Raw genomic sequence first — 22,485 nt, forward strand, 5'->3', positions numbered from 1 at the left:
GTCGGTTGGCGGCTGGCTGGCGCGCTAGGACAGGCGGACGGTGTTAAGCAGTCCGCCCGATTGGATAATCTCCAGTTCCTTGGTCGTCAAATCATTTGTTACGGCCACTTTTGCCCCGCCCTCCACGGCGATGTCCACGGCCTTGCCGGGCCGGATGTCTGCCACGGGGATGGTGAGCGAAGCGCCCTGGGCCAGGGTGTCGTAGTCGTCCTTGTTGACGAGCAGCAGCGGCAGAATGCCGAAATTGACCAGGTTTGCGCGATGGATGCGCGCCAGGCTCTTGACGATGACGGCCTTGACGCCCAGGTGGCGCGGGGCCAGCGCGGCGTGCTCGCGGCTGGAGCCCTGGCCGTAGTTCTCGCCGCCCAGAATGAAGCCGCCGCCCAAGGCCTCGATGCGGGAGACGAAGTCGGGATCGACCTTCTCGAACACGTGGCGGCTGATGGCCGGGATATTGGACCGCAGCGCCATGATGGCCGCGCCCGCGGGCATGATGTGGTCGGTGGTGATGTTGTCGCCCACCTTGAGGGCGATCTTGCCTTCCAGGCTGGCGGGCAGGGCGGAGAAGCGCTCCAGGGCCACGATGTTGGGGCCGCGCAGGATCTCAACGTCGCGGCCTTCCTCGGGCGGGAACACGAAGAGCTGGCGGATGCCCGGTACGCGCCGGGGCAGTTCGGCCTTGACCGGGGCCGAACCCCAGGTGGCGGGATCGGTGAACTTTCCGGCCAGCGCGGCGTTGGCGGCGGTCTGCGGGCTCACCAGGTACACCTGGGCGTCCTGGGTGCCGCTGCGGCCCTCGAAGTTGCGGTTGAAGGTGCGCGCGCACACGCCCTTGGAGACCGGCGAACCGCCGATGCCGATGCAGGGGCCGCAGGCGCACTCAAGAATGCGGGCGCCAGCGTCGAGCAGCACGTCCAGCAGACCCTCGGCGGTGAGCAGCTTCAACACCTGCTTGGAGCCCGGCGCAATGAGCAGGTCGCAGGCCGGGTCGATGCGCTTGCCGCGCAAAATCTCGGCCGTGGCCTTGAGGTCGGTGTAGGAGGAGTTGGTGCAGGAGCCGATCGCCGCCTGGTCCACGCGCATTCCGTCCAGATCCTTGATGCGCACCATGCGGTCGGGCATGTGCGGGGCCGCGGCCAGCGGGGCAAGGGCGGAGAGGTCGATCTCGACCTCCTCGTCGTAGGTGGCCCTGGGGTCGGCGCAAAGGGCCACGAAATCCTCGGGGCGGCCCATGCGCGCCAGGAACTTCTTGGTCTGGGCGTCGCTGGGGAAGATGCTGGTGGTTGCGCCCAGCTCCGCGCCCATGTTGGTGATGGTGGCGCGCTCCGGGACGGTCAAGGTGGCCACGCCGGGACCGGAGAACTCCATCACCTTGCCCACGCCGCCCTTGACGGACAGCAGCCCCAGCAGATGCAGGATCACGTCCTTGGCGCTGGCCCAGCCGACAAGCTGGCCCACAAGCCGGACCCGCACCACCTTGGGCATGGGCAGCATGTACGGCTCGCCAGCCATGGCGAGCGCCACGGAAAGCCCGCCCGCGCCCATGGCCAGGCTGCCCACGCCGCCCGCCGTGGGCGTGTGGGAATCGGAGCCGATGAGGGTCTTGCCCGGCTTGGCGAAATTCTCCAGGTGCAGCTGGTGGCAAATGCCCGTGCCCGGGGGCGAAAACACGATGCCGTATTTGGCGGCGATGGTGCGCAGGTAGCGGTGGTCGTCCGGGTTGCGGAAGCCGGTCTGCAGCGTGTTGTGGTCCACGTAGCTCACGGAAAGCTCGGTGCGCACGCGGGGAATGCCGATGGCCTCGAACTGCAGGTAGGCCATTGTGCCCGTGGCGTCCTGCGTCAGGGTCTGGTCGATGCGCAGGCCGATCTCGGCTCCCGGCGTCATCTTGCCGGAAACGAGGTGCTGGGCGATGATCTTCTGGACGAGGTTGCGCGCTTTGGCCATGTTTCGCTGTGCTCCTTGTGCTTCCTGGAATGTCAGGGACGCCGCTAAAAAGCGAGCCCGCCTGCGCGGGTCACGTCGTCCTCGCTGATGCCGAGACGGATGCGGTTGATCTTCTTGCGCCGGAACTCCATCTCCACCTCAAGGCGCAGCTTGTCCTGCTGCAGGCGGAAGATTTCAGCCGCGTGAAAAACCCCCTTGGCGGGGTCCTCCGCGGCCAAAAGTTCGCGGCACTTGGCCACGCAGGCGTCACGCTCCACGGCAAAGGCCGCCATCTCCGCCTCGCAGCGGGAGATGGCCTCAGCCGGAGATTCTGACTCTGCGGTTTTTGGGCTTTGCGTCATGCTTCTCGGGCTCCTTGGGGGCGGGCGCGATGTCGCGCGCCACGGGCAGGGAGTTGAACAACGCCCAGAACCTGGGCCACAGGGCGGCCAGGCCGCCGGGATTGTCCAGGGCGATGCCCGGCCGGACAAAGGAAATGAGCGCCAAGCCCAGGGTGGCCCAGGGGTCCGGCGCGGTCCACACGCCCTCCCACGGGGCGGTGGGGCCGCTCGTCACCTCAAGGCTGTCCCCGTCCGGGCCATCGTCGGCGGTAAAACGCGCGCCCAAACGATCCAGCAGGTCCATGATCCACACGCGCGCGGCGGAGCCCTGCGCGCCTGCGGGCAAGGCCACACGCGCACCGCCAGCCTTGAGGGCCAGGGCCAGGGCCAGCGGCAGGTAGCGCGGATCGCGCCCCATGCCCAAGGTCTGGCCGGGGTTGAGGGCCGCGCCCCGGCATACGGCCGCGCCGCCCTCGAAGGTCGGGGCCAGGCCAAGGGCCTTGAAATCCGCAAGAACCTGGGCGGACAGCGCCAACTCGCCGGACAGGCGGGCAAACCCGCCGGCCAGCGCGGGCACGGCCAGGGCATAGGCGCACAGCGCCGGGTCCAGCGGCAGCGCCGGGGCCTTGGGCACGCGGGGAGAACCGGCAGAAATGACATATTCGTCACCTTTGCGCCCAGCCTTCACCTGGCACAGGGTCAACACGGCCACGGCCTCGTCCAAGGCCTCGGCCTGGGCGGCGGCGGCGCGGGGCTCACGGCACAAGGCGATGCGCAGGCCCTCGGGATAGCTCCATGCGGCCGTGGCCAGGGCCTGGGCGAAGAGCGCCGGGGTTTCCGGGGCGAGCTCGATGCGCGAGGCCATGCGGCCGCCGGACTCCAGCCTGGCGGGCAGGCCGCGGGTGCGGGGGTTCATGGGCGCAAGACGTGCGCCCAGCTGGGGCAGTAGGGCGTCGAGCGGCCGGAGGTCCAGGGACTTCAGGCCCACGCCTCCGGCGAATTTGCTTCGGCCCGCGTCGCGCAGGGCCAGGGCGATGAGCGCATACAGGGTGAAGGGCTCCTCGCCGGCAAAGACGAGCGCGTCTTCGAAATGCAGGGGAAACTCGTCGGAGGTCTTCTCCAGCCCTGCGGCCTCCAGGGCGTCGTCGGTCCAGGAAAGGTGCGCCCCGCACTGGTTGAGCGCCTTCACCAGCTCGATGAGCGGGTCGGAGAGGACCACCCCGCCAATGCGCAGGGACTGCCCCGTGGCCGCGGCCAGCAGGGCCAGCAGCCTGACGCGGGCGCGGGAACGCGGGCCGGTGATGTCCATGTCCACGCTTTCGGAGCGGGGAGCAAGGGTGAAGGGCTTGTCCGCCGCACGGCGCTGGGACTGGGCCTCCAGGCCGAAAGCGCCCAGCAGCGCGAAAAGCTGGCGAGTAAGGCGCGGGTCCAGGTCCTGCTGACGGCTCATCTGGTCGAAGGCGCTCCAGAGCTGCTTCTCCAGGTCGCGGTCCAGCACCTGCCGCCCTTTGGCGGCGCGCTGCACCAGCTTCATCCTGCGGGCCACCTGGGCCAGCAGACGGGCGTCAATGTCGAGCAAATCCTCCAGGATGCCGGTCCTGTGGCGCGGTCCCTTGTCAAATGCGATGGGGCTGTCGGTCATGGATTCCCTTTTCCGGGGGTAGTGTAAAAAGGGACTCATAGCCCGAATTTACCCGGCGGGCAAGCCTGGCCGCAAACGGGAAATCCCGTCGGCGAGAAGGCTTGATTCTCGAAGAATATTCTGCGCATGTCATTTTTTTACAACAAACCCGCCGCAAAAACACGACTAAACCCTGCGCTTACATTTTTTGCAAATCTTCACGCTTGATTTTATTCACCAGGAGTCTTTATACTGCGCGCCACCTATGGCAAATCTTGAACTTTCCGACATCAGCGTCCGCTTCGGCGGCTTGCAGGCCCTGACCGACGTCTCCTTCCGCGTTCGCGAGGGCGACATCGTCGGGCTCATAGGCCCCAACGGCGCGGGCAAGACCACCGTGTTCAACGTCATCACCGGGGTCTACAGAACCAGCGCGGGCCAGGTGCGCTACGACGGCGCGCCCCTTTCCGGAATGCGGCCGCACAAAATATTGGCCATGGGCGTGGCGCGCACCTTCCAGAACATCCGCCTGTTCCAGAACATGACGGCCCTTGAAAACGTCATGGTGGCCCAGCATTGCCGCACCAGGGCCGGCGTGCTGGGGGCCGTGCTGCGCACGCGCGCGCAAAAGCGGGAGGAAGCGCGCATCCGCGAGAAGTCCCTGGCTGCGCTGGAGTTCATGGACCTGGGCGGTTTCGCCCACGAACTGGCCTCCAACATGGCCTACGGGCTGCAACGCAGGCTGGAGATCGCCCGGGCGCTTGCCAGCGAGCCCAAGACCATCCTGCTGGACGAACCCGCCGCCGGACTGAACCCGGCGGAAAGCCGCGAGCTGATGCACACCATCGCCCGCATCAGCTCTCTGGGCATCAACATCCTCATGGTGGAACACGACATGAAGGTGGTCATGGGCATTTGCCGCCACATCGTCGTGCTGGATCACGGCGTGATGATCGCCGAAGGCAAGCCTGAAGAGATTCAGCGCGACCCCAGGGTGATCGAGGCATATTTGGGGAACGAACATCACTAAAGGGGGAATTGACTGATGAAACGTGCGTTCAAACTGCTGTCCATGCTGGCGCTCGCCTCGCTGGTGGCCTTTGGCTGCGGCGGCGAGAAGAAGGAAGAGAAAACGGCCGAGGCCCCTGTGGCCGGCATCAAGATCGGCAGCCTGGGCCCCCTGACCGGCCCCTACGCCGCCGACGGCAACGACATCAAGAACGGCGTCATGGCCGCCATCGAGGTCATGAACCCCGAAATGGGCGCGCTGGGCCCCGTGACCCTGCAGTCCGAAGACGACGCCTGCGATCCGCGCCAGGCCGTGGCCGCCGCCAACAAACTCATCAACGAGAAGGTCACCGCCGTCATCGGCGCGTACTGCTCCAGCGCCACCATCCCCGCCTCCGAGCCGCTCATCAGCGCCAAGATATTCATGATCACCCCGGCCTCCACCAGCGAGAAGGTCACCGAGCGCGGAATGCCCTACATGTTCCGCACCTGCGGCCGCGACGACGACCAGAGCAAGGCCGCCATCAAGTTCATGACCGACCAGCTCAAGGCCAAGACCGTGTACATCGTGGACGACAAAACCACCTACTCCCAGGGCCTGGCCGACAACGTGGAGAAGCTGGCCGCCGACGCGGGTCTGCAGATGCTGGGCCACGAGCATGTGAACCAGGGCGACAAGGACTACTCCGCCGTGCTGACCAAGGTGAAGGCCGCCAAGCCCGACGTGTTCTACGTGAGCCTGCAGAACAGCGCTTCGGCCGCTCCCATGCTCATCCAGACCGCGCGCATGGGCATCAAGGCCAAGATCCTGGCCCAGGACGCCGTGTACCACCCGCAGTTGATGGAGCTGGCCAAGAAGGACGCCGAGGGCGTGTTTCTGACCTTCGGCTACACCGACAAGGAGACCCCGGAGTACAAGAAGTTCTACGAGGCCTACAAGGGCAAGTACGGCGAGCCCGGCGCGTATTCCGCCTACTCCTACGACTCCACCGTGGCCTATCTGAAGGCCGTGAAGGCCGCCGGATCCACCGACCCCGAAAAGGTCAAGGCCGAGCTCATGAAGCTTGAGTTCAACGGCGCCTCCAAGAAGATCAAGTACAAGGAGAACGGGGACTCCGGCTCCAACTATGTCATCCAGGTGGTGAAGGACGGCACGTTCACCAACTACTGGAACCCCGAGACCGGCGAGCTCTTCGCGAAGTAGGTCCGGCTTCCCAATCCTGTGACACAATGGCGGGGGTCCTGCGGGGCCCCCGCCTGCAAAAGGCGCATACCCACGTGGAATTCCTTCTCCAGCAGCTCGTGAACGGCATCACCCTTGGCGGGGTGTACGCCCTGGTGGCCCTTGGCTACACCATGGTCTACGGCATCATCCAGCTCATCAACTTCGCCCACGGCGAAATCTACGCCGCTGGCGGCTACATGGGGGTCATCCTCATCAGCTGGCTGTTCTCCCAGGGCTTTCCTCCGGCCGTGTGCCTGGGCGCGGCGCTCCTGCTGGCCATGGGCTACTGCGCCATGCTCGCCATGGCCGTGGAAAAGGTCGCCTACAGGCCCTTGCGCCAGTCCTCGCGGCTGTCCGTGCTGCTCTCAGCGCTGGGCATGTCCATATTTCTGCAAAACGGCCTCATGCTTACCCAGGGCGTGTACGACCGCGCCTACCCCACGGAGATGGTCCAGGGAGGCTTCGAGATGGGGGGGGCCGTGGTCTCCTGGATGCAGGTCATCATCGTGGGCCTTACGGCCTTTCTGCTGGTGGCGCTGAACCTGCTCGTGTTCAAGACGCGCATCGGCAAGGCCATGCGCGCCACCGCCCAGGATAAGACCATGAGCGCCCTGGTGGGCATCAACTCCAACCGCATCATCAGCATCACCTTCGCCATCGGCGCGGGGCTGGCCGCCGCGGCCGGCATCATGGTGGGGCTCTATTATGGCTCCGTGCGCTACGACATGGGCTTCGTCCCCGGCATCAAGGCCTTTTCGGCGGCGGTGCTGGGCGGCATCGGCAACATCACCGGCGCCATGCTCGGCGGGCTCCTCATCGGCATGATCGAGGTCTTGGCCGCGGGATACATCTCCAGCGAATACAAAGACGTGTTCGCCTTCATCATCCTCATTGCCGTGCTGTATTTCATGCCCACCGGCATCATGGGAGAAAACGTTGACGATACGCGCGTCTAAGCTCTGGCTCGGCTATGGCGTAGCCATGGCTTGGTTCTACCTGCTGCTCTGGCCGCTGCTGGGCATCAAGCCCGAGGGCCTCCAGTTCGCGGGCAGCTTCGCCGTCTGGCTCAAGGTGGCCGTGGCCGCCGCCATTCTCGTGGCGCTCTACCAGCTCAAGCAGGGCGGGCTGTTCCGCTTCCTCGAAGCGCCCAGCCGGGCCGTGGGGGAGGCCGTTTCCGCCGCCGCCGGGCGCGTGCCCCGCTGGCTGTCCTTGAGCCTGCTTTTGGCCTGCGCCATCGCCTTCCCCTTCTTCACCGAACGCTACGCCCACGACGTGGCCATCAGCGTGCTGGTGTACATCATGCTGGGCCTGGGGCTGAACATCGTGGTGGGCTTGGCCGGCCTGCTTGACCTCGGCTACATCGCCTTCTTCGGCGTGGGCGCGTACACCTATGCCCTCTTGTCCGTGCACTTCGAACTGTCCTTCTGGCTGTGCCTGCCCATTTCGGCCTGTTTCTCGGCCATCGCGGGTTGCATCATCGGCTACCCCACCCTGCGGATGCGCGGCGACTACCTGGCCATCGTCACTTTGGGCTTCGGCGAAATCGTGCGGATCGTCATCAACAACTGGATGAGCCTCACCAACGGTCCCAACGGGGTGCTCGGCATCAAGTCCCCTGGGGCCTACTGGTTCAAGGACGGAAGCTTCGAGCACATCTGGCTGAACCATCTGGAGCAGCTGTACTTCGTCATCCTGGCGCTGGCCGTGTTCACCATCCTGGCCGTGTACCGCATCAACTATTCGCGCATCGGCCGCGCCTTCGAGGCCGTGCGCGAGGACCAGACCGCAGCCGAGCTCATGGGCGTGAACACCTTCCGGCTGAAGCTCCTGGCCTATGCCCTGGGCGCGGTGTTCGGCGGCCTTGCCGGAAGCTTCTTCGCCGCGCGCATGAAGTTCGTCTCGCCGGAATCCTTCACCTTCATCGAGTCGGCCATGGTGCTGGCCATGGTGGTGCTGGGCGGCATGGGCTCCATCCCCGGCGTCATCCTGGGGTCGCTGGCGCTCATCGCCCTGCCCGAGGTGTTCCGCGGATTCGAGATGTACCGCATGTTCGTGTTCGGCGGGGTAATGGCCGTGATGATGATCTTCCGCCCGCGGGGCCTGTGGCCCGCCAAGCGCATGGGCGCCCGCAGCGAGGAGAAGGACTAGCCCATGCCCCAGACGCCCCCCCCCATTCTCGAACTCAGGAACGTCACCAGCGCCTACGGCCGCATCAAGGCCATCCACGAGGTGTCCCTCAAGGTCTACCCCGGCGAGGTGGTGAGCATCATTGGCGCCAACGGCGCAGGCAAGAGCACCACCCTCATGAGCATCTGCGGGGTGCTCAAGCCGGTTTCCGGCGAGGTCTGGTACGATGGCGCGCGCATCGACGGCCTGGCCGCCGACCTGTTGCCCGCAAAGGGCCTGTGCCAGGTGCCGGAAGGCCGCCGCATCTTCCCCCGGCTGACCGTTGAGGAAAACCTGGACATGGGCGCCTTCTTCCGCAAGGACGCCGAAGGCATAGAGCACGACAAGAACCGCGTGTTCCAGATGTTTCCCATCCTGCTGGAACGGCGCAGACAACACGGCGGCACCCTCTCCGGCGGCGAGCAGCAGATGCTGGCCATGGGCCGCGCCCTCATGGGCCGCCCCAAACTGCTCTTGCTGGATGAGCCGTCCCTTGGCCTGGCTCCGCTCATCGTGCACCAGATCTTCCGCATCATCCAGGAGATCAACGACGTGGACGGCGTGACCGTTGTGCTGGTGGAGCAGAACGCCAACTTGGCGCTCAAGCACTCCAACCGGGGCTACGTGCTGGAGACCGGCAACGTGGTCATGGAGGACGACGCCGCGTCGCTTTTGGCCAACCCGGCCATCCGCAAGGCCTATTTGGGCGAATAGCCGGGGTTGCGAACAGCGGACGAACAGTCTGCGAACACAGTTTTCCACATTTCGTTCAAACAGATCCCCCCGGTGGCCCGTGCGGCTTCCGGAGACATTTTGCCCCAGCCCCCCCACTGGCGTCCCGTGCCGTTGTCGGCTAGGATGCGGCCATGAACGCCGATCCTCAGACCCTGTTCATGGCCTTCGGGCTCACGCTCTTCGCCGGGCTCTCCACGGGCCTGGGCAGCGCCCTGGCCTTCTTCACCCGGCAGACCAACACGCGCTTCTTGTCCATGTCCCTGGGGTTCTCCGCCGGAGTCATGCTCTACGTGTCCTTTGTGGAGATCCTCTCCAAGGCGCGCGAGGCCCTGACGCCCGACTGGGGCGTGGCGGGCGGCGCATGGATCGCCACGGCGGCCTTTTTCGGCGGCATCGCCCTGATCGCCCTCATAGACAAGCTGGTACCCGGCTACGAAAACCCCCACGAGCTGCACTCCATCGAGGAAATGGACCAGCGCTACGAAACGCTGCCCAAGAACGAGGCCCACGACTTCGCCAAGCTCAAGCGCGTGGGCGTGTTCACCGCGCTCACCATCGGCATCCACAACTTTCCCGAAGGACTGGCCACCTTCACCTCCGCCCTCACGGACCCGGCCCTGGGCGTGGCCATCGCCGTGGCCATCGCCATCCACAACATCCCGGAGGGCATCGCCGTGTCCGTTCCGCTGTACTTCGCCACGGGCTCGCGCGCCAAGGCCTTCCGCTACTCCTTCCTCTCCGGCCTGGCGGAACCCGTGGGCGCGGTGGTGGGCTACGCGCTGCTCATGCCCTTCTTTTCGCCCACGCTGTTCGGCGTGCTCTTCGCCTCGGTGGCGGGCATCATGGTCTTCATCTCCCTGGACGAGCTCCTGCCCGCCGCGCGCGAGTTCGGCGAGCCGCACCTGGCCATATACGGCCTCATCGCGGGCATGGCGGTGATGGCCGTGTCCCTGCTGCTGTTCCTGTAGGCCGGAACGCTTCCATGAAACTGCGCACCAACGGCATGGAACTCCTCGGCGCGGTGGCGCCTGGCGAGGCTGCGACACTGCGCCTGCCTCTGCTTTTGACCGGCGTGCAGGCGGGCTTCCCCTCCCCGGCCGACGACTTCATCGACAAGCGGCTGGACCTGAACGAGCACCTCATCCGCCATCCGGCGGCCACCTTCTTCGTGCGCGCCGTGGGCGACTCCATGCTCGGGGCGGGCATCCACGATGGGGATCTGCTGGTGGTGGACCGCGCCGTCGATGCCTGCGCGGGCAAGGTGGTCATGGCGGCCCTTGGCGGCGAGCTCACCCTCAAGCGTCTGGAACGCAAGGGCGAGCGGCTCTTCCTCTCGCCCGCCAACCCGGACTTTCCAAGCTTCGACGTGACCAGCCGCGAGGACTTCGAGGTCTGGGGCGTGGCGACCCACGTCATCCACAGGCTGTAGCTCCGGAGGTTCCGTGCCGCTTTTCGCTTTGGTTGACTGCAACAACTTCTACGCCTCCTGCGAGCGCCTGTTCCGGCCAGGGCTCAAGGGGCGGCCCGTGGTGGTGCTCTCCAACAACGACGGCTGCGTCATCGCCCGCTCCAACGAGGCCAAGGCCCTGGGCATCCCCATGGGCGCGCCCGCCTTCCAGTGGGAACACGTGTTCCGCAGGCAGGGCGTGGCCGTGTTCTCCAGCAACTACGCCCTGTACGGCGACCTTTCCGCCCGCGTCATGCGCGTGCTGGAGGAGGCCGCGCCCGCGGTGGAGGTGTATTCCATCGACGAGGCGTTCCTGGACCTCTCCGGCGTGCAGGAGCCCGAGTCCTTCTGCCGCGAGCTGCGCCAGCGCGTGACCCGGCACACGGGCATTCCGGTGTCCGTCGGCCTGGCGCGCACCAAAACCCTGGCCAAGCTGGCCAACCGCCACGCCAAGAAGCAGCCGACCACGGGCGGGGTTTTCGACCTTGCGGCCCTGCCCGACCCGGAAGCCCTGCTGGCGGCCACGGAAATCGGCGACGTGTGGGGCATCGGCCCCAGGCACGCCAAGCGCCTCGCCGCGCGCGGAGTGGCCACGGCCCTGGATTTCATCCGCCTGCCGCGCGACTGGGTGCGCAAGGCCATGACCGTGGTGGGGATGCAAATCCACATGGAGCTGTGCGGCATCTCCTGCCTGAGCCTGGAACAGGCCCCGCCGCCGCGCCGCTCCGTGCTCTGTTCGCGCTCCTTCGGACAGCTCATCCGCGACCGCGAGCACCTGCGCGAGGCCGTGTGCTCCTTTGCCGCGCGCGCGGCCGAAAAGCTGCGCGCCGGGGGCCTGGACGCCCAGGCCGTGCAGGTGTTCGCCCTCACCCCCCGGCACCGCGAGGAGCTGCCCCAGCACCAGGGCCAAGCCACCGTGACCCTGCCCTGCCCCACGGACCACAGCCCGGACATCGTCACCGCCGCCCTGCGCGGCCTGGAGCAAGCCTTTTGCGAGGGCTTCGCCTACCAGAAGGCCGGGGTGCAGCTCCTGGGCCTCACCCCGTCCGCAAGCCGACAAGCCTCGCTGCTGGACCTGCCGCCCGAGCAGCGCCAGCGCCGCCGCGCCCTCATGGACGTGCTGGACCTGGTGAACCGCCGCCATGGCCGACACGCCCTGCGCCTGGCGCTGGCCGCGGCTCCGGAACGCCCCTGGCACATGCGCCAGCACAGGCGCTCGCCCCGCTACACCACCAGCTGGGACGATCTGCCCCGCGTGGGCGAATAGCCGCCAGCGCCCCCCCTCCAAGGCCTCACCCCCCAACGCCAAGCCCAGAACCACACTCCTCCTCCCCCTTTCTGCCGGGTCCGGGGGCGGCAAGCCCCCGGCCGCCGGAGGCATCCCCGCGCACGCCGCCAGTCCCCGCCCGTCCCTTCAGCCCTTGATCTCCCGCTCCAGGCAAAAAAAAAGGGCGGCCGCAGCCGCCCCAATACACCGTCATGGAATGCAATCAGAGAATGCCGTGTTCTCCCGTGCGGATGCGCATGGCCTGCGCCAGTTCCACCACGAAGATCACGCCGTCGCCCTCGTTGCCGGTCTGTCCGCCGGTGTTGATGGCCTCGACGGCCTTGTCCAGGAAGTCGTCGTTGACGCCGATCTCCAGGCGCACCTTCTTGAGCAGATTCACTTCCATGGCCACGCCGCGATAGGTCTCGGTGAAGCCTTTCTGCCGTCCCGCTCCCAGCACGTTGGTCACGGAGAGGGAGTATATCTCCCTGGAGTACAGCTCCTGCTTGACCGCATTCAGGCGGTCGGGCCGGATGTAGGCGATGATCAGTTTCATGTGTGTCCTCCTCGTATTGCGTCCGGCGGCGGGCTACTCGTTGGTGAAGATCTGGAAGCCGCTGTAAGCCTCCTGGCCGTGTTCGGTAATGTCCAGCCCCTTCACTTCCTCTTCGGCGGGCACGCGGATGCCGATGGTCACCTTGAGGATGAAGAAGAGCACGAGGCCGGTGCCGAAGGCCCAGAGGAACACGCTGCCCACGCCGATGAGCTGCGTGACGAGCAGCGCGGTTCCACCGCCGTTGAACAGGCCGACCACGGCGTTGGTTCCGCCGTACTCTGGGCTGGCGAACAGGCCCACGCAAATGGTGCCCAAAGCGCCGCACACGCCGTGCACGGAGATTGCGCCCACCGGGTCGTCAATCTTGAGCACCTTGTCGAGGAAGTCCACGGAGTAGACCACGACCACGCCCGCGATGGTTCCGATGACGAGGGAGCTGGCGGGGCTCACGTTGGCGCAGCCTGCGGTGATGGCCACCAGCCCGGCCAGCACGCCGTTGAGGCTCATGGACACGTCCGGCTTGCCATAGCGCATCCAGGTCACGACCATAGCCGCCACGCCGCCCATGCAGGCGGCCAGGTTGGTGGTCACAGCGATGAGGGCGATGTTGGACTGGGCGGCGGTGGTGCTGCCGGGGTTGAAGCCGAACCAGCCGAACCAGAGGATGAACACGCCCAGGGCCACCAGGGGCAGGTTGTGGCCGGGAATGGCGCGGGACTTGCCGTCCGGGGTGTACTTGCCGATGCGCGGCCCGATGAGCAGCGCTCCGGCCAGGGCGATCCAGCCGCCCACGGAGTGGACCACGGTGGACCCGGCGAAGTCGATCATCGGGGTGGCGAGCTTGGCCAGCCAGCCGCCGCCCCAGATCCAGTGGCCGGAAATGGGATAGATGAGGCCGGTGATGACCACGGAGACGATGAGGTAGGCAATGAACTTGGTGCGCTCGGCGATGGCGCCGGACACGATGGTCGTGGCCGTGGCCGCGAACACGCACTGGAAGAACCAGTAGGTGAAGCCCCACATGCCTTCGTCATTGGCGGTGGTGAATTCGGAAAGGCCGAAATTGGACCAGCCGAAGAGTCCGCTCTGGTCCGCGCCCATCATCAGGCCAAAGCCCACCAGGAAGAACACCGGGCTGCCCGCGGCGAAGTCGAACATGTTCTTCATGAGGATGTTGCCGCTGTTCTTGGCCCGGGTCAGTCCGGTCTCGACCATGGCGAAGCCTGCCTGCATGAACATCACCAGAATGGAGGCGATGAGGGTCCACATGATGTTGGCGTTGGACTGTGTAAGATACTCCACGGCCTTTTCGGCGACCGAGGCGGCCTCTGCGGGCGCTTCCTGAGCCAGTGCGAGGGTGGGCGCAAGGACGAGTCCAAGCAGGGCGGCCCCCCGGAGGGCTCCCCTCAGCCATGATCCAGTGGACCTTTTGATGAACGGCATACGATTCCTCCTTGCAAATGTGCAGGTGTTTGACCAGTGGATAGCAATCCATGGGCCAAACAGCACAACATGCTGAATTTGTAGGAGATATTTACGCTCACCTCTTGCAGCCAGATCTCAGTGATACAAAATGTTGCAATTTTGCACGCAAAATCACAGAACTTCATACGCATAAATTACAAAATTGATATTTCAGGTATTGCGTTCCGGCGGGGACTCGGCGCAGCCCTCTGCGTCTCCCCTGTTCCGGGACAGCGGAGATGCCGACTCCACGGCCGGGCCTGCACAAAGCCCCCGCCACCAGCCAGGGCCGGGCCGCCAAGGCAATCTCCGCGAACGTCCCGAACCCGCCAAGGACCACCACCCGCCACCCCGCATAGCGACGAAAGAGCCCACGCCAGCCGCAGCCCAGGGCCAGTTTGTCCCCGCAACGGGCCGTGCATTCGTCGATTCGTCAATTGGTGCAGATTCGCATCGAGTATTCAAGAAGCAGAAACCAGAAGATCACAAAAACGTGATTCGCACCAACGCACCGCAAGCACGACTGAAGGGAGAGGGGGAATAAAACCGGTCCTTGGCCTTAGGCCAACACCAGGACGGACGCGGAAGGCGCACGGCAGGCGAAGCCAAAACGCCTGATGCCGGAGCGCGGGAACGCACGCCCGCGCGCGGGGGAAGCCGCCGAGGGAATGGAGCGCTTTGCGGGGCCTTGAGCGGGGAGCTACTCCGCAGGATCCGGAGGATGGCCCAGGGTGCGTGGGGCGCGGCCTGCGCGCAGTTCGGCAAAGGCCTGGGCCAGGCGTTTCTGGATGGCCTCCCAGCCGCCGGGACCGTGCGGAAGGGTGCAGCCGGTGCAATCCTTCACCAGCCCGCGCCAGGCCGGGTTGCCCCCGCAGTCGGCCAGGAAGTACAGCGGGCAATAGCAGAACAGGCAATTGAACTCCGCCGGGTCCACGCCCTTGTGGCAGGGGAAGTATTCGCAGGCGGTGTTCTGATGGAACGCGAAATGCCGACTCATACCGCCACCTGCTCCCCCAAGGGCTGCACAAGCACCGTGCGCCGCCTGGGGCCGTCGAACTCGCAAAGATAGATCTTCTGCCAGGTCCCGAGAGCCAGCCGTCCTGCCGTGACCGGGACAAGCTGCGACGGCCCCATGAGGCTGGTCTTGATGTGCGCGTCGCTGTTGCCCTCGGCGTGGCGGAAGGCGGGGCTCTGCGGCACCAGGGCGCGCAGGTGGGCCAGCATGTCGCGCTTCACGTCCGGGTCCGCGCCCTCGTTGATGGTGATTCCAGCGGTGGTGTGCGGCGAATAGACAAGCAGCGCGCCTTCGGTCAGGCCGCACTGGCGCAGGGCCTGGCCCACCTGCTCGGTCACGTCCACGAATTCCTCGCGCGTGCTGGTGTCCACGGCAAAGCGCGGCATCACTCCGCTCCCTCGGCCCCAGCGCCCTCGGCAGAGGGCGAAGGCTCCCGCGCCGCGCGCCAGCCGTGGCTGAAGTCCGCGTCGTACAGGCGCGAACGCGAGGCCTCCGGGGCCAAGTCCTGGCCGGGCAGCACCAGGAACACGGTCTGCCGCGTAAACCCCGCCTCGCGCGTCGTGCGGGCGAGTTCGCCAAGGGTGGTGCGCACGGTATCTCCGCCGGGCCAGCCCACCTTGTGGCCAATGACCACGGAGGTCTCTGGCGCATAGCCCCCCTGGACAAGTTCGTCCTGCACGCGCTCCGGGTCGGAGGCGGAGAGCAGCACGGCCATGGCCGCGCCGTGGGCGGCAAGGAGCGGCAAGGCTTCGGATTCCGGAACAGGCGTGCGTCCGGAAAGCCGCGTGAGGATGAAAGTCTGCGGGCCGCCGGGCACGGTGAAGGAGACCCTGGCGGCGGCGGCGGCGGCAAAGGCGCTGGACACGCCCGGCACCACGCCCCACGCGATGCCCTCGGCGTCGAGCAGGGCGGCCTGCTCGCGCACCGCGCCGTAGAGCGAGGGCTCGCCCGTGTGCACGCGCGCGGCCATGCCGCCGTTGCGCGCGCATTGGCGCAAAAGGGCGTGGGTTTCTGCCAGGGAAAGCGGCGCGGAGTCGATGACGGGCACGCCCGGACGCGCCACGGCGAGCAGCTCGCGCGGCACCAGCGAGCCCGCATAGACCACGCAGTCGGCCTCGGCGATGAGCCTGCGGCCCTTGACCGTGATGAGTTCCGGGTCTCCCGGCCCGGCCCCGATGAACCAGACCTTGCCCGTCGCGTCGCCCATGCAGCTCTCCTCGCACAAAGCGAAAAAAAGGGAGGGCGCGCGGCCCTCCCCGGTTTGGTCGCGTTGCCGACCTAGGCCGACAGCTTGGCGTTGATGGCCTGGCCCACCTTCTTGCCCAGCTCGAAGCAGGCCTGGAAGGTGTCGTGGTCGGGCTTGTTTTTCACCTTCACGGCGGGCTCCACCATTTCCATGCCCATGCCCACAAGGTGCTCGGTGAGGATCTTGACGCACTCGCCGCTCCAGCCGAAGGAGCCGAAGGCCGCGCCGATCTTGTTTTGCGGCCGCAGGCCCTTCATGTAAGTGAGCACATCGGCCACCAGGGGCAGAATGCCGTTGTTGTGCGTGGGCGAGCCCACAAGGACCGCGCCAGCGTCCAGCACCTCGCGCATCACCGCGCTGTGGTGGTTGTGCTTCACGCTCATGATGCGCACGCTGATGCCCTCAGCGGCCAGGCCGTCGCAGATGGCGGAGGCCATTTTCTCGGTGCTGTGCCACATGGTGTCGTACACGATGACGGCCTTTTTCGTGGGCTTCTGCAGGGCGAACTGGCGGTAGCAGTCCAGGGCGTAGGCCACGTCCTCCTTGCCACGCCAGATGAGGCCGTGGTCCGGGCAGAGCATGTCGATGTCGAGGTTCATGCCTACCAGGGCGTCCAGGGTCTTCAGCACCACGGCCGAGTACGGCAGCACGATGTTGGCGTAGTAGTCGGCCAGGGAGGCGAAGATAGCCGAACGGTCCACCTCGTCGCAAAACCGCTCGGTGCTGGCCCAGTTCTGGCCGAAGGCGTCGGAGGAAAAGGCGATCTTGTCCTCCGGGATGTAGGACAGCATATTGTCGGGCCAGTGCAGCATCCGGGTCTCAATGAACTGCACGGTGCGCTTGCCGATGGAGATGGACGACCCGGTGGGCACGGCCTCCACAGGCCAGTCCTTGGAATCATGGTGATAGGAACGCAGGTTTTTTTCTCCCATGGGGGAGCAGAAGATCTTCTCCGGGTGGAAGCGCTCCACGATGGTGCTCAGGCAGCCCGAGTGATCAGGCTCCAGATGGTTCACCACCATGTAATCGATGCGGGGCGTTCCCCCGCAGGCCTGGGCGATGGCGCACAAAAATTCGTCAAGATGGTCGTGCTTGACGGTGTCGAACAGGGTGACCTTCTCGTCCTTGACAAGAAAGGCGTTGTAGGTGGTGCCGCTCGGCGAAAGGGAATAGCCATGAAAGTCGCGGCTGTTCCAATCCACCACGCCAACCCAGAAGATGTCCTTCTTGATTTCAACAGGTTTCATGCTCGGTCTCCATTTCAAGGATGGGTGCGTGCCCGCCCCGCTCCGCAAACTGCGAAAACGGGCAGGTCTGTTGGCCGATTATGTCAAAACACAGGGAGCGCCCCCCTGTCAAGGAGACGCTCCCGGGATGATTATGCTGGGGGCGGCGGCCGCCCCGTCGCAGGGCTATTCTTCCGGGCTGAAGTTGTCCTTGCTGGCTCCGCAGATGGGGCAGGTCCAGGAGGACGGCACAGCCTCCCACTTGGTGCCGGGCTTCACGTCGTTGTCCGGATCGCCCTCGGCGGGGTCGTACACGTAGCCGCAGATGTTGCACACATACTTCTGCATGGGAGCCTCTCCTTTTGTAGGGGTGGGGCAGCTCACCTCTTGGGTGGAGCCGGGGCCGGCCAGCGGCCGGAAGCACTTTTTCGTGCCGCCGCAAATGGGGCAGCGCCAGTCGTCGGGCAGATCCTCAAACCGGGTTCCCGCCGGAATCTTGCCTTTGCGGTCGCCCTTGTCCGGATTGTAGATGTAGCCGCAGTTGGTGTTCTGGCACTGATACATCTCTTCAGGCTGGGCCATGGCGTTGCTCCTAGGTTGCGTTGCCTCGCCTCAGGACTTGGCGGTCCACAGGCCGTGGATGTTGCAGTATTCGCGCGCGGTGACGCTCGCGGCCTCGGTGCAGAAGACGGCCTCAGGCGCGTCCCCCGGCTTCAGGAAGCGCGTCATGGACACGCCGTCGGCCACGAGCTCGATCCACTGGATGTAGTGTTTCTCCTCCATGGGATGCGCCACGCCGCCCACCAGGACCTTGTAGCCGCCCGACACCTTCTCGATGACGGGCACGTGCTTCTCCTTGGAGGCGTCCACGGTGTTCTCGACCATGAGCTTCATGGGCTGGCCGCAGCACACCAAATCTCCGCCTCCCGCGACCATAAGGGTCACGATGTTGCCACACACGTCACACTTGTAGACCTGTCCACGTTCCATGAATGGGACCCTCCTCTCGCTGTTTCGGTGCTACCAGTTCTCTTCGGCGATCTCGAAATGGGCCTGCGGATGCGCGCAAGCCGGGCACTTGGCCGGGGCGGACTCGGCTTCCAGGATGTAGCCGCAGTTGCGGCAGCGCCACAGCACCTTGGAGGTCTTCTTGAACACCTTGCCCTCCTTGATGTTGTTGGCCAGGGCCAGAAAGCGCTTTTCATGGAAGCGCTCAGCAACGGCTATGGCCTCGAACACGCAGGCGATATCCTGAAAGCCTTCCTCCCTCGCGATCTTGGCGAACTCGGGGTACATGCAGGAATGCTCGTGGTTCTCGCCCTCTGCGGAGGCCAGGAGGTTCTCCAGCGTGGTGCCGATGACGCCTGCCGGAAACGCCGCCGTGATCTCAACCTCGCCGCCCTCAAGCAGCTTGAACAGGCGCTTGGCGTGCTCCTTCTCCTGATTGGCGGTCTCCTCGAAAAGGGCCGCCATCTGCACAAAGCCTTCCTTCTTGGCCACGGAGGCGAAGTAGCTGTACCGGTTGCGGGCCTGGGACTCGCCAGCGAAGGCGGTGAGGATGTTTTTCTCTGTGCGGGTGCCACGAATGCTCATGGGGCTTACTCCTTTTGATGACGCACCGGGAGAAACCGGCCGTTGCTTTTGATTCAACGCTACCAGATTATGGGCAAAGAGCCAGAAAAATGTGTCGAGTTGTCCGTACGGCTACATTTTCTTCGCAGCGCACAGGGGGCACACGCCCACAAACTCCACATCGCACCTGAGGTTGGTGTAGCCCATTGCGTGCGCTTCGGGGAGCTCCGGCAACTCAAAAAAAGGCTCCACGTCCTCTACCCTGCCGCACACGGAGCAGCGCACATGCGGATGCGGAACGGGATTTCCATCAAAGCGCTTCTGCGTTCCGGCCCCGCCGATACGCAGCACCAGGCCCCTGCTGCTCAGAAAATCCAGGTTCCGGTACACGGTTCCAAGGCTGATGCGCGGCATGGTCTTGCGCACCATCTCGTACACCTCGTCAGCGGTCGGATGCGTCGTCACCTTGCACAGCTCGGCCAATATGGCTTCTCGCTGCTTGGAGAGCCGCATTCCCTTCCTTTCTTCTTCAATCATGGTTCACCTCTCGTGCTTTCACGAGAACTTAAATAGTAATTTTTCTCACCAGAGTCAAGCACAAAAAAAAGCGGCCAAAGGCCGCTTGCTGCCATCAGCGCTGATCGGAAACCGAAAAGTGAACACCCCCCGCACAACCAATCAAATTCGTATGAACTCTACCCCACCAGCTCTTGCAGGGTGCGCAGCCCCACTTGCAGCGGATAGACGAACTGCAATCCATACTCCGCTCCATCTCGCCAGCGGATTTCGCTCTGCAGCTGCTGCAGCAGGCCGTTGTCGTTCACAGCCTGAACGCAAACGACAACATCGCGCACGTCGTCGCCAGGGCGAGGCGGAGAACAACGGACCCGCGCACCGCCAGCGCTGATGTCGATAAGCTCGGCCCGGGAGGATTGCCCTGAAAACTCCAGCGTGCAGGTCTTATTGCGGCCATGCGCCAAAAGGTGCACACGGCCATACTGTCTGCGCTCGATTCCTGTTGCCATCGCCCACCCCCGAACAGAGTATTCAGAGGGAGCTTACTCCTCGCTGCGGAATTTCTCAACCAGCCGGGCGAGATTTCTTGCCGTTTCGGCCAAATTGGCGATGTCGCCGTTGGCCTGCTGCACATCACCCGCCATTTGCGAGGCCAACGTGTTTATTTCGCTGACGTTCGAGTTGATCTCGTCGCTGGTTGCGGACTGCTGCTCGGCTGCGGTGGCGATGGAGCGCACCATGTCGGCCATCTGTTCGGATGCATCGACAATCTGCACCAACATGCCGCCCGCCCCTCCGGCCAGATCACTGGAGCGGTCCACACGCTCCTTGGTGGCCTGCATCTGATTCACGGCGTCGGCCGTGCTGTGCTGAATGAGCTGGATGGCCGACTCCACCTCCTGGGTGGCGTTCATGGTCTTTTCCGCCAGCTTGCGCACCTCGTCGGCCACCACGGCGAAACCGCGTCCCGCATCGCCCGCGCGCGCGGCCTCAATGGCGGCGTTCAGGGCCAGCAGGTTGGTCTGGTCCGCAATGTCGTTGATGACGCTCATGACCTGCCCGATGTTCTGGGCGCTGGTCGACAGCTCGCCCAAAGCCTTGGCAAGGTTTTCCGCCGTGCCCGAGACCTGGCGTATCTCTGTCAGGGTCTTTTGCACCATTTCGCCGCCCTCGCGGGCCACGTTCCTGGCCCGGCCGGAGGCGTCCGCCGTGTCGCTGGCGTTTTTGGCCACCTCAAGCACGGTGGCGTTCATTTCCTCCATGGCGGTGGCCATCTGCGTGGTGCGGTCGCTGGTGGTGTCCATGCCGCGGGTCAGGTGGTCCATCTGCCGGGTCAAATCGCCGGAGGCCTCCTCCAGGCGCATGGCCACGGTGGTCACCTCGTTGGCCACGGCAAGCAGATTCTGGCGGTTGGCCTCAATGCGCAGGCGGTCCTGCTCCTCCTGGCTCAGGTCGATGAGCACGCCGATGGAGCCCACAACCTGGCCCTGCGTATTTTTGAGAGGCGAAATCTCCACATGCAGGGGGAAGCGGACCCCGTCGGCACGCGTGTAGCTGATGCTCCCGCTCACGGAGGAGCAGGTCTTGATGGCCTTGTCCGTGTAGGTCTCACGCTTCTCGCCGTAGAAAACCGTGTCCATGCATTTGCCCAGCACCTCGCTCTCGTCCTTGCCCAGAATGGCGACGAGCGGCCTGTTGGCCACGGTGATGACGCCCAGTTCATCGGTGACGATCATGGGCACGATGATGCCGTCGAGCAGCCCCTTGTTGTACTCCAACTGGTCCTTGATGCGCGAGACCATGGCCCCAAGGTGGCTTGAAAGATTGGCAAGTTCGTCGTTGCCCGTGACCGTGAAGCGGGCGTCCAGGTTGCCGGAGATGACCTCGTCGGCGCTGGTGGCGATGGACTTCACCCGGCCCAGCACGGCGCGGTCCATGAAATAGTTCAGGGTCAGCACCAGGGCGGCGAGGCCCGCCAGGCACAGGGCCGCGGTCAGGTACTGGGTCATGTGCAGGGCGGACATCTGGCTGGTCAAATCCTGGCGCATGACCATGGAGCCCAGAATCTGCTTGCTTTTGCCGTGGCAGTGGTGGCACGCGGGCTCGTTGGGGATACTCTTGACCTCGGTGAAGAAGGGCGTTCCGCCGATGGTCATGAGTTCGCTGTCCTCGCGGACGGCCTTGAGGCTCTCGGCCACCAGGGCGGCGCTTTTCTCGTGGCCCAGCACCTCGGCCACGTCCTTGCGCTCGTCCTCCTTGCGGGTGGAGTAGGTCACATTGCCGGAAAAGTCCGCCATGACCACGCTGATGTTCTTATGCTCCTTGGAAAGCTCCTCGAAACGGGCCAGGGTGGTTTCGGTGTCGCCCTGGCGCATGGGCCCCTCCACCACCTTGGAGATCATCTTGGCGGAGCGCTGCGCGTTTGCGCGCACCTCGTCCAGCATGGCTTTCTTTTGCCAATGGCTGGTGGCCAAAAACAGGCAGGCGAACACGGCCAGGCTCACCAGGCTGGAGAGCAGCAACACCTTGAGGCGCAAGGAAGCGTTCACTTTTTCCATGATGCCCATGACGCCCTCCTAGTGTCCGCCGCTGTACAGCCGGGGCTTGTAGCGGAAGTTCACCACCCGCGGGTCGTTGTGGCACTTTTCGCAGTGTTTGAGGTTCAGGCGGCCCTTGCCGAGGATCTTGTCCTTGGCGCCCCCGGAATCCACATGGGCCGAGCCCGGCCCATGGCAGGACTCGCAGCCCAGGTGCCCCAGGTCAGGCGTTTTCTCGAAACTCTCGAAGCCGCCCGGCTGCCCGTAGCCGGTGGTGTGGCACCGGTAGCATTCCTTTATTTCTTCCGGGGTGAGCTTTCTGGCCATGAGCTTGACGCTCTTGTCCGACTTCGCCTTGCGGGAGTGCTTGGTGAAGGTCTCATACTCCTTTGCGTGGCACCCCTCGCAGGTGGAGGATCCCACATACGCGGCCTGGCCGCCTTGCGCCAAGGCGCTCACGACGGAAAGGACGCAAAGACCAAGAACGCACGTCAAGGCGAACACAAGGTTGCGCACCGCATGGCCTCCCATTTGAATGATACTTGAATCTATCGGCAAATTTGATGCACTCTTTACATCGCAAATACGATTTTGTCATCTTGAAATATTTATCCAAG

The 22,485-nt window shown here is 64.9% G+C and carries 24 protein-coding genes and 1 pseudogene; 8 read left to right on the top strand and 17 right to left on the bottom strand.

Annotated features, from left to right (window positions below):
• Nucleotides 1-24: 24 nt before the first annotated feature.
• Genes CHB73_RS03215 through CHB73_RS03225 form a run of 3 tightly spaced genes read right to left on the bottom strand, consistent with a single transcriptional unit; the run spans nucleotide 25 to nucleotide 3,909 of the window.
• Complete coding sequence (locus CHB73_RS03215; protein WP_089271991.1) at nucleotides 25-1,947, bottom strand: aconitate hydratase; 1,923 nt, start codon at nucleotides 1,945-1,947, stop codon at nucleotides 25-27.
• Between the two features lie 44 nt (nucleotides 1,948-1,991).
• Nucleotides 1,992-2,288 carry a hypothetical protein gene (locus tag CHB73_RS03220; protein WP_143337297.1) on the bottom strand — a complete coding sequence of 99 codons (297 nt, stop codon included), beginning with the start codon at nucleotides 2,286-2,288 and terminating at the stop codon, nucleotides 1,992-1,994.
• Nucleotides 2,245-3,909, bottom strand: a complete 1,665-nt coding sequence (locus CHB73_RS03225; protein WP_089271995.1) for a chorismate mutase family protein — start codon at nucleotides 3,907-3,909, stop codon at nucleotides 2,245-2,247. The genes CHB73_RS03220 and CHB73_RS03225 overlap by 44 nt, the downstream gene beginning before the upstream one ends.
• A 244-nt stretch (nucleotides 3,910-4,153) precedes the next feature.
• Between CHB73_RS03225 and CHB73_RS03230 the strand changes: the two genes are divergently transcribed.
• The 8 genes from CHB73_RS03230 (at nucleotide 4,154) to CHB73_RS03265 (ending at nucleotide 11,736) form a co-directional block, all read left to right on the top strand.
• Nucleotides 4,154-4,918 carry an ABC transporter ATP-binding protein gene (locus CHB73_RS03230; RefSeq protein WP_089271997.1) on the top strand — a complete coding sequence of 255 codons (765 nt, stop codon included), beginning with the start codon at nucleotides 4,154-4,156 and terminating at the stop codon, nucleotides 4,916-4,918.
• 15 nt (nucleotides 4,919-4,933) lie between these two features.
• Nucleotides 4,934-6,100 (top strand): branched-chain amino acid ABC transporter substrate-binding protein, encoded by a 1,167-nt coding sequence (locus CHB73_RS03235; RefSeq protein WP_089271999.1) that lies wholly within the window; start codon nucleotides 4,934-4,936, stop codon nucleotides 6,098-6,100.
• 74 nt (nucleotides 6,101-6,174) lie between these two features.
• Nucleotides 6,175-7,077 carry a branched-chain amino acid ABC transporter permease gene (locus CHB73_RS03240; RefSeq protein ID WP_089272267.1) on the top strand — a complete coding sequence of 301 codons (903 nt, stop codon included), beginning with the start codon at nucleotides 6,175-6,177 and terminating at the stop codon, nucleotides 7,075-7,077.
• 25 nt (nucleotides 7,078-7,102) lie between these two features.
• The gene (gene livM / locus CHB73_RS03245; RefSeq protein WP_089272002.1) at nucleotides 7,103-8,269 is read left to right on the top strand and encodes a high-affinity branched-chain amino acid ABC transporter permease LivM; all 1,167 of its coding nucleotides are present in this window, start codon (nucleotides 7,103-7,105) and stop codon (nucleotides 8,267-8,269) included.
• A 3-nt stretch (nucleotides 8,270-8,272) separates the two neighbouring features.
• On the top strand, nucleotides 8,273-9,001 hold the full coding sequence (locus tag CHB73_RS03250; RefSeq protein ID WP_089272004.1) for an ABC transporter ATP-binding protein: 729 nt from the start codon (nucleotides 8,273-8,275) through the stop codon (nucleotides 8,999-9,001).
• A gap of 152 nt (nucleotides 9,002-9,153) precedes the next feature.
• The gene (zupT, locus tag CHB73_RS03255) at nucleotides 9,154-9,990 is read left to right on the top strand and encodes a zinc transporter ZupT (RefSeq protein WP_089272006.1); all 837 of its coding nucleotides are present in this window, start codon (nucleotides 9,154-9,156) and stop codon (nucleotides 9,988-9,990) included.
• A 14-nt stretch (nucleotides 9,991-10,004) separates the two neighbouring features.
• The gene (locus CHB73_RS03260; RefSeq protein ID WP_089272008.1) at nucleotides 10,005-10,451 is read left to right on the top strand and encodes a LexA family protein; all 447 of its coding nucleotides are present in this window, start codon (nucleotides 10,005-10,007) and stop codon (nucleotides 10,449-10,451) included.
• Nucleotides 10,452-10,464: 13 nt separating this feature from the next.
• On the top strand, nucleotides 10,465-11,736 hold the full coding sequence (locus CHB73_RS03265; protein WP_089272010.1) for a Y-family DNA polymerase: 1,272 nt from the start codon (nucleotides 10,465-10,467) through the stop codon (nucleotides 11,734-11,736).
• Between the two features lie 223 nt (nucleotides 11,737-11,959).
• Here CHB73_RS03265 and CHB73_RS03270 read toward each other — a convergent pair whose 3' ends face one another.
• From CHB73_RS03270 to CHB73_RS03330, 14 genes and pseudogenes are all read right to left on the bottom strand, one after another.
• A complete protein-coding gene (locus tag CHB73_RS03270) occupies nucleotides 11,960-12,292 on the bottom strand; it encodes a P-II family nitrogen regulator (protein ID WP_089272012.1) in 333 nt (110 codons plus the stop codon).
• Between the two features lie 33 nt (nucleotides 12,293-12,325).
• Complete coding sequence (locus tag CHB73_RS03275) at nucleotides 12,326-13,735, bottom strand: ammonium transporter (protein ID WP_089272014.1); 1,410 nt, start codon at nucleotides 13,733-13,735, stop codon at nucleotides 12,326-12,328.
• Between the two features lie 721 nt (nucleotides 13,736-14,456).
• Complete coding sequence (locus CHB73_RS03280; protein WP_089272016.1) at nucleotides 14,457-14,753, bottom strand: cysteine-rich small domain-containing protein; 297 nt, start codon at nucleotides 14,751-14,753, stop codon at nucleotides 14,457-14,459.
• Complete coding sequence (locus CHB73_RS03285; RefSeq protein WP_089272018.1) at nucleotides 14,750-15,157, bottom strand: secondary thiamine-phosphate synthase enzyme YjbQ; 408 nt, start codon at nucleotides 15,155-15,157, stop codon at nucleotides 14,750-14,752. The genes CHB73_RS03280 and CHB73_RS03285 overlap by 4 nt, the downstream gene beginning before the upstream one ends.
• Nucleotides 15,157-15,978 carry a precorrin-4 C(11)-methyltransferase gene (gene cobM, locus CHB73_RS03290; protein ID WP_089272020.1) on the bottom strand — a complete coding sequence of 274 codons (822 nt, stop codon included), beginning with the start codon at nucleotides 15,976-15,978 and terminating at the stop codon, nucleotides 15,157-15,159. The genes CHB73_RS03285 and cobM overlap by 1 nt, the downstream gene beginning before the upstream one ends.
• Nucleotides 15,979-16,049: 71 nt before the next feature.
• Nucleotides 16,050-17,264, bottom strand: a complete 1,215-nt coding sequence (locus CHB73_RS03295) for an FprA family A-type flavoprotein (RefSeq protein ID WP_089272022.1) — start codon at nucleotides 17,262-17,264, stop codon at nucleotides 16,050-16,052.
• A 165-nt stretch (nucleotides 17,265-17,429) separates the two neighbouring features.
• Nucleotides 17,430-17,591 carry a rubredoxin gene (gene rd / locus CHB73_RS17055; RefSeq protein WP_235641501.1) on the bottom strand — a complete coding sequence of 54 codons (162 nt, stop codon included), beginning with the start codon at nucleotides 17,589-17,591 and terminating at the stop codon, nucleotides 17,430-17,432.
• A 15-nt stretch (nucleotides 17,592-17,606) separates the two neighbouring features.
• Nucleotides 17,607-17,825 (bottom strand): annotated as a pseudogene (locus tag CHB73_RS17210) (rubredoxin); the annotation flags it as partial.
• 30 nt (nucleotides 17,826-17,855) lie between these two features.
• Nucleotides 17,856-18,233, bottom strand: coding sequence for a desulfoferrodoxin (locus tag CHB73_RS03305; protein WP_089272026.1), 378 nt, complete (start codon nucleotides 18,231-18,233; stop codon nucleotides 17,856-17,858).
• Between the two features lie 30 nt (nucleotides 18,234-18,263).
• On the bottom strand, nucleotides 18,264-18,836 hold the full coding sequence (gene rbr, locus CHB73_RS03310; RefSeq protein ID WP_089272028.1) for a rubrerythrin: 573 nt from the start codon (nucleotides 18,834-18,836) through the stop codon (nucleotides 18,264-18,266).
• Between the two features lie 111 nt (nucleotides 18,837-18,947).
• Nucleotides 18,948-19,352: a Fur family transcriptional regulator gene (locus CHB73_RS03315; protein WP_235641489.1), complete on the bottom strand. Its 405-nt coding sequence runs from the start codon at nucleotides 19,350-19,352 to the stop codon at nucleotides 18,948-18,950.
• A 158-nt stretch (nucleotides 19,353-19,510) separates the two neighbouring features.
• The gene (locus tag CHB73_RS03320; protein WP_089272032.1) at nucleotides 19,511-19,840 is read right to left on the bottom strand and encodes a PilZ domain-containing protein; all 330 of its coding nucleotides are present in this window, start codon (nucleotides 19,838-19,840) and stop codon (nucleotides 19,511-19,513) included.
• A 33-nt stretch (nucleotides 19,841-19,873) separates the two neighbouring features.
• On the bottom strand, nucleotides 19,874-21,898 hold the full coding sequence (locus tag CHB73_RS03325) for a methyl-accepting chemotaxis protein (RefSeq protein WP_327438361.1): 2,025 nt from the start codon (nucleotides 21,896-21,898) through the stop codon (nucleotides 19,874-19,876).
• A 9-nt stretch (nucleotides 21,899-21,907) separates the two neighbouring features.
• Nucleotides 21,908-22,327: a cytochrome c family protein gene (locus CHB73_RS03330; protein ID WP_327438362.1), complete on the bottom strand. Its 420-nt coding sequence runs from the start codon at nucleotides 22,325-22,327 to the stop codon at nucleotides 21,908-21,910.
• Nucleotides 22,328-22,485 lie beyond the last annotated feature (158 nt).

Source organism: Humidesulfovibrio mexicanus, from assembly GCF_900188225.1.
GTDB lineage: Bacteria > Desulfobacterota > Desulfovibrionia > Desulfovibrionales > Desulfovibrionaceae > Humidesulfovibrio > Humidesulfovibrio mexicanus.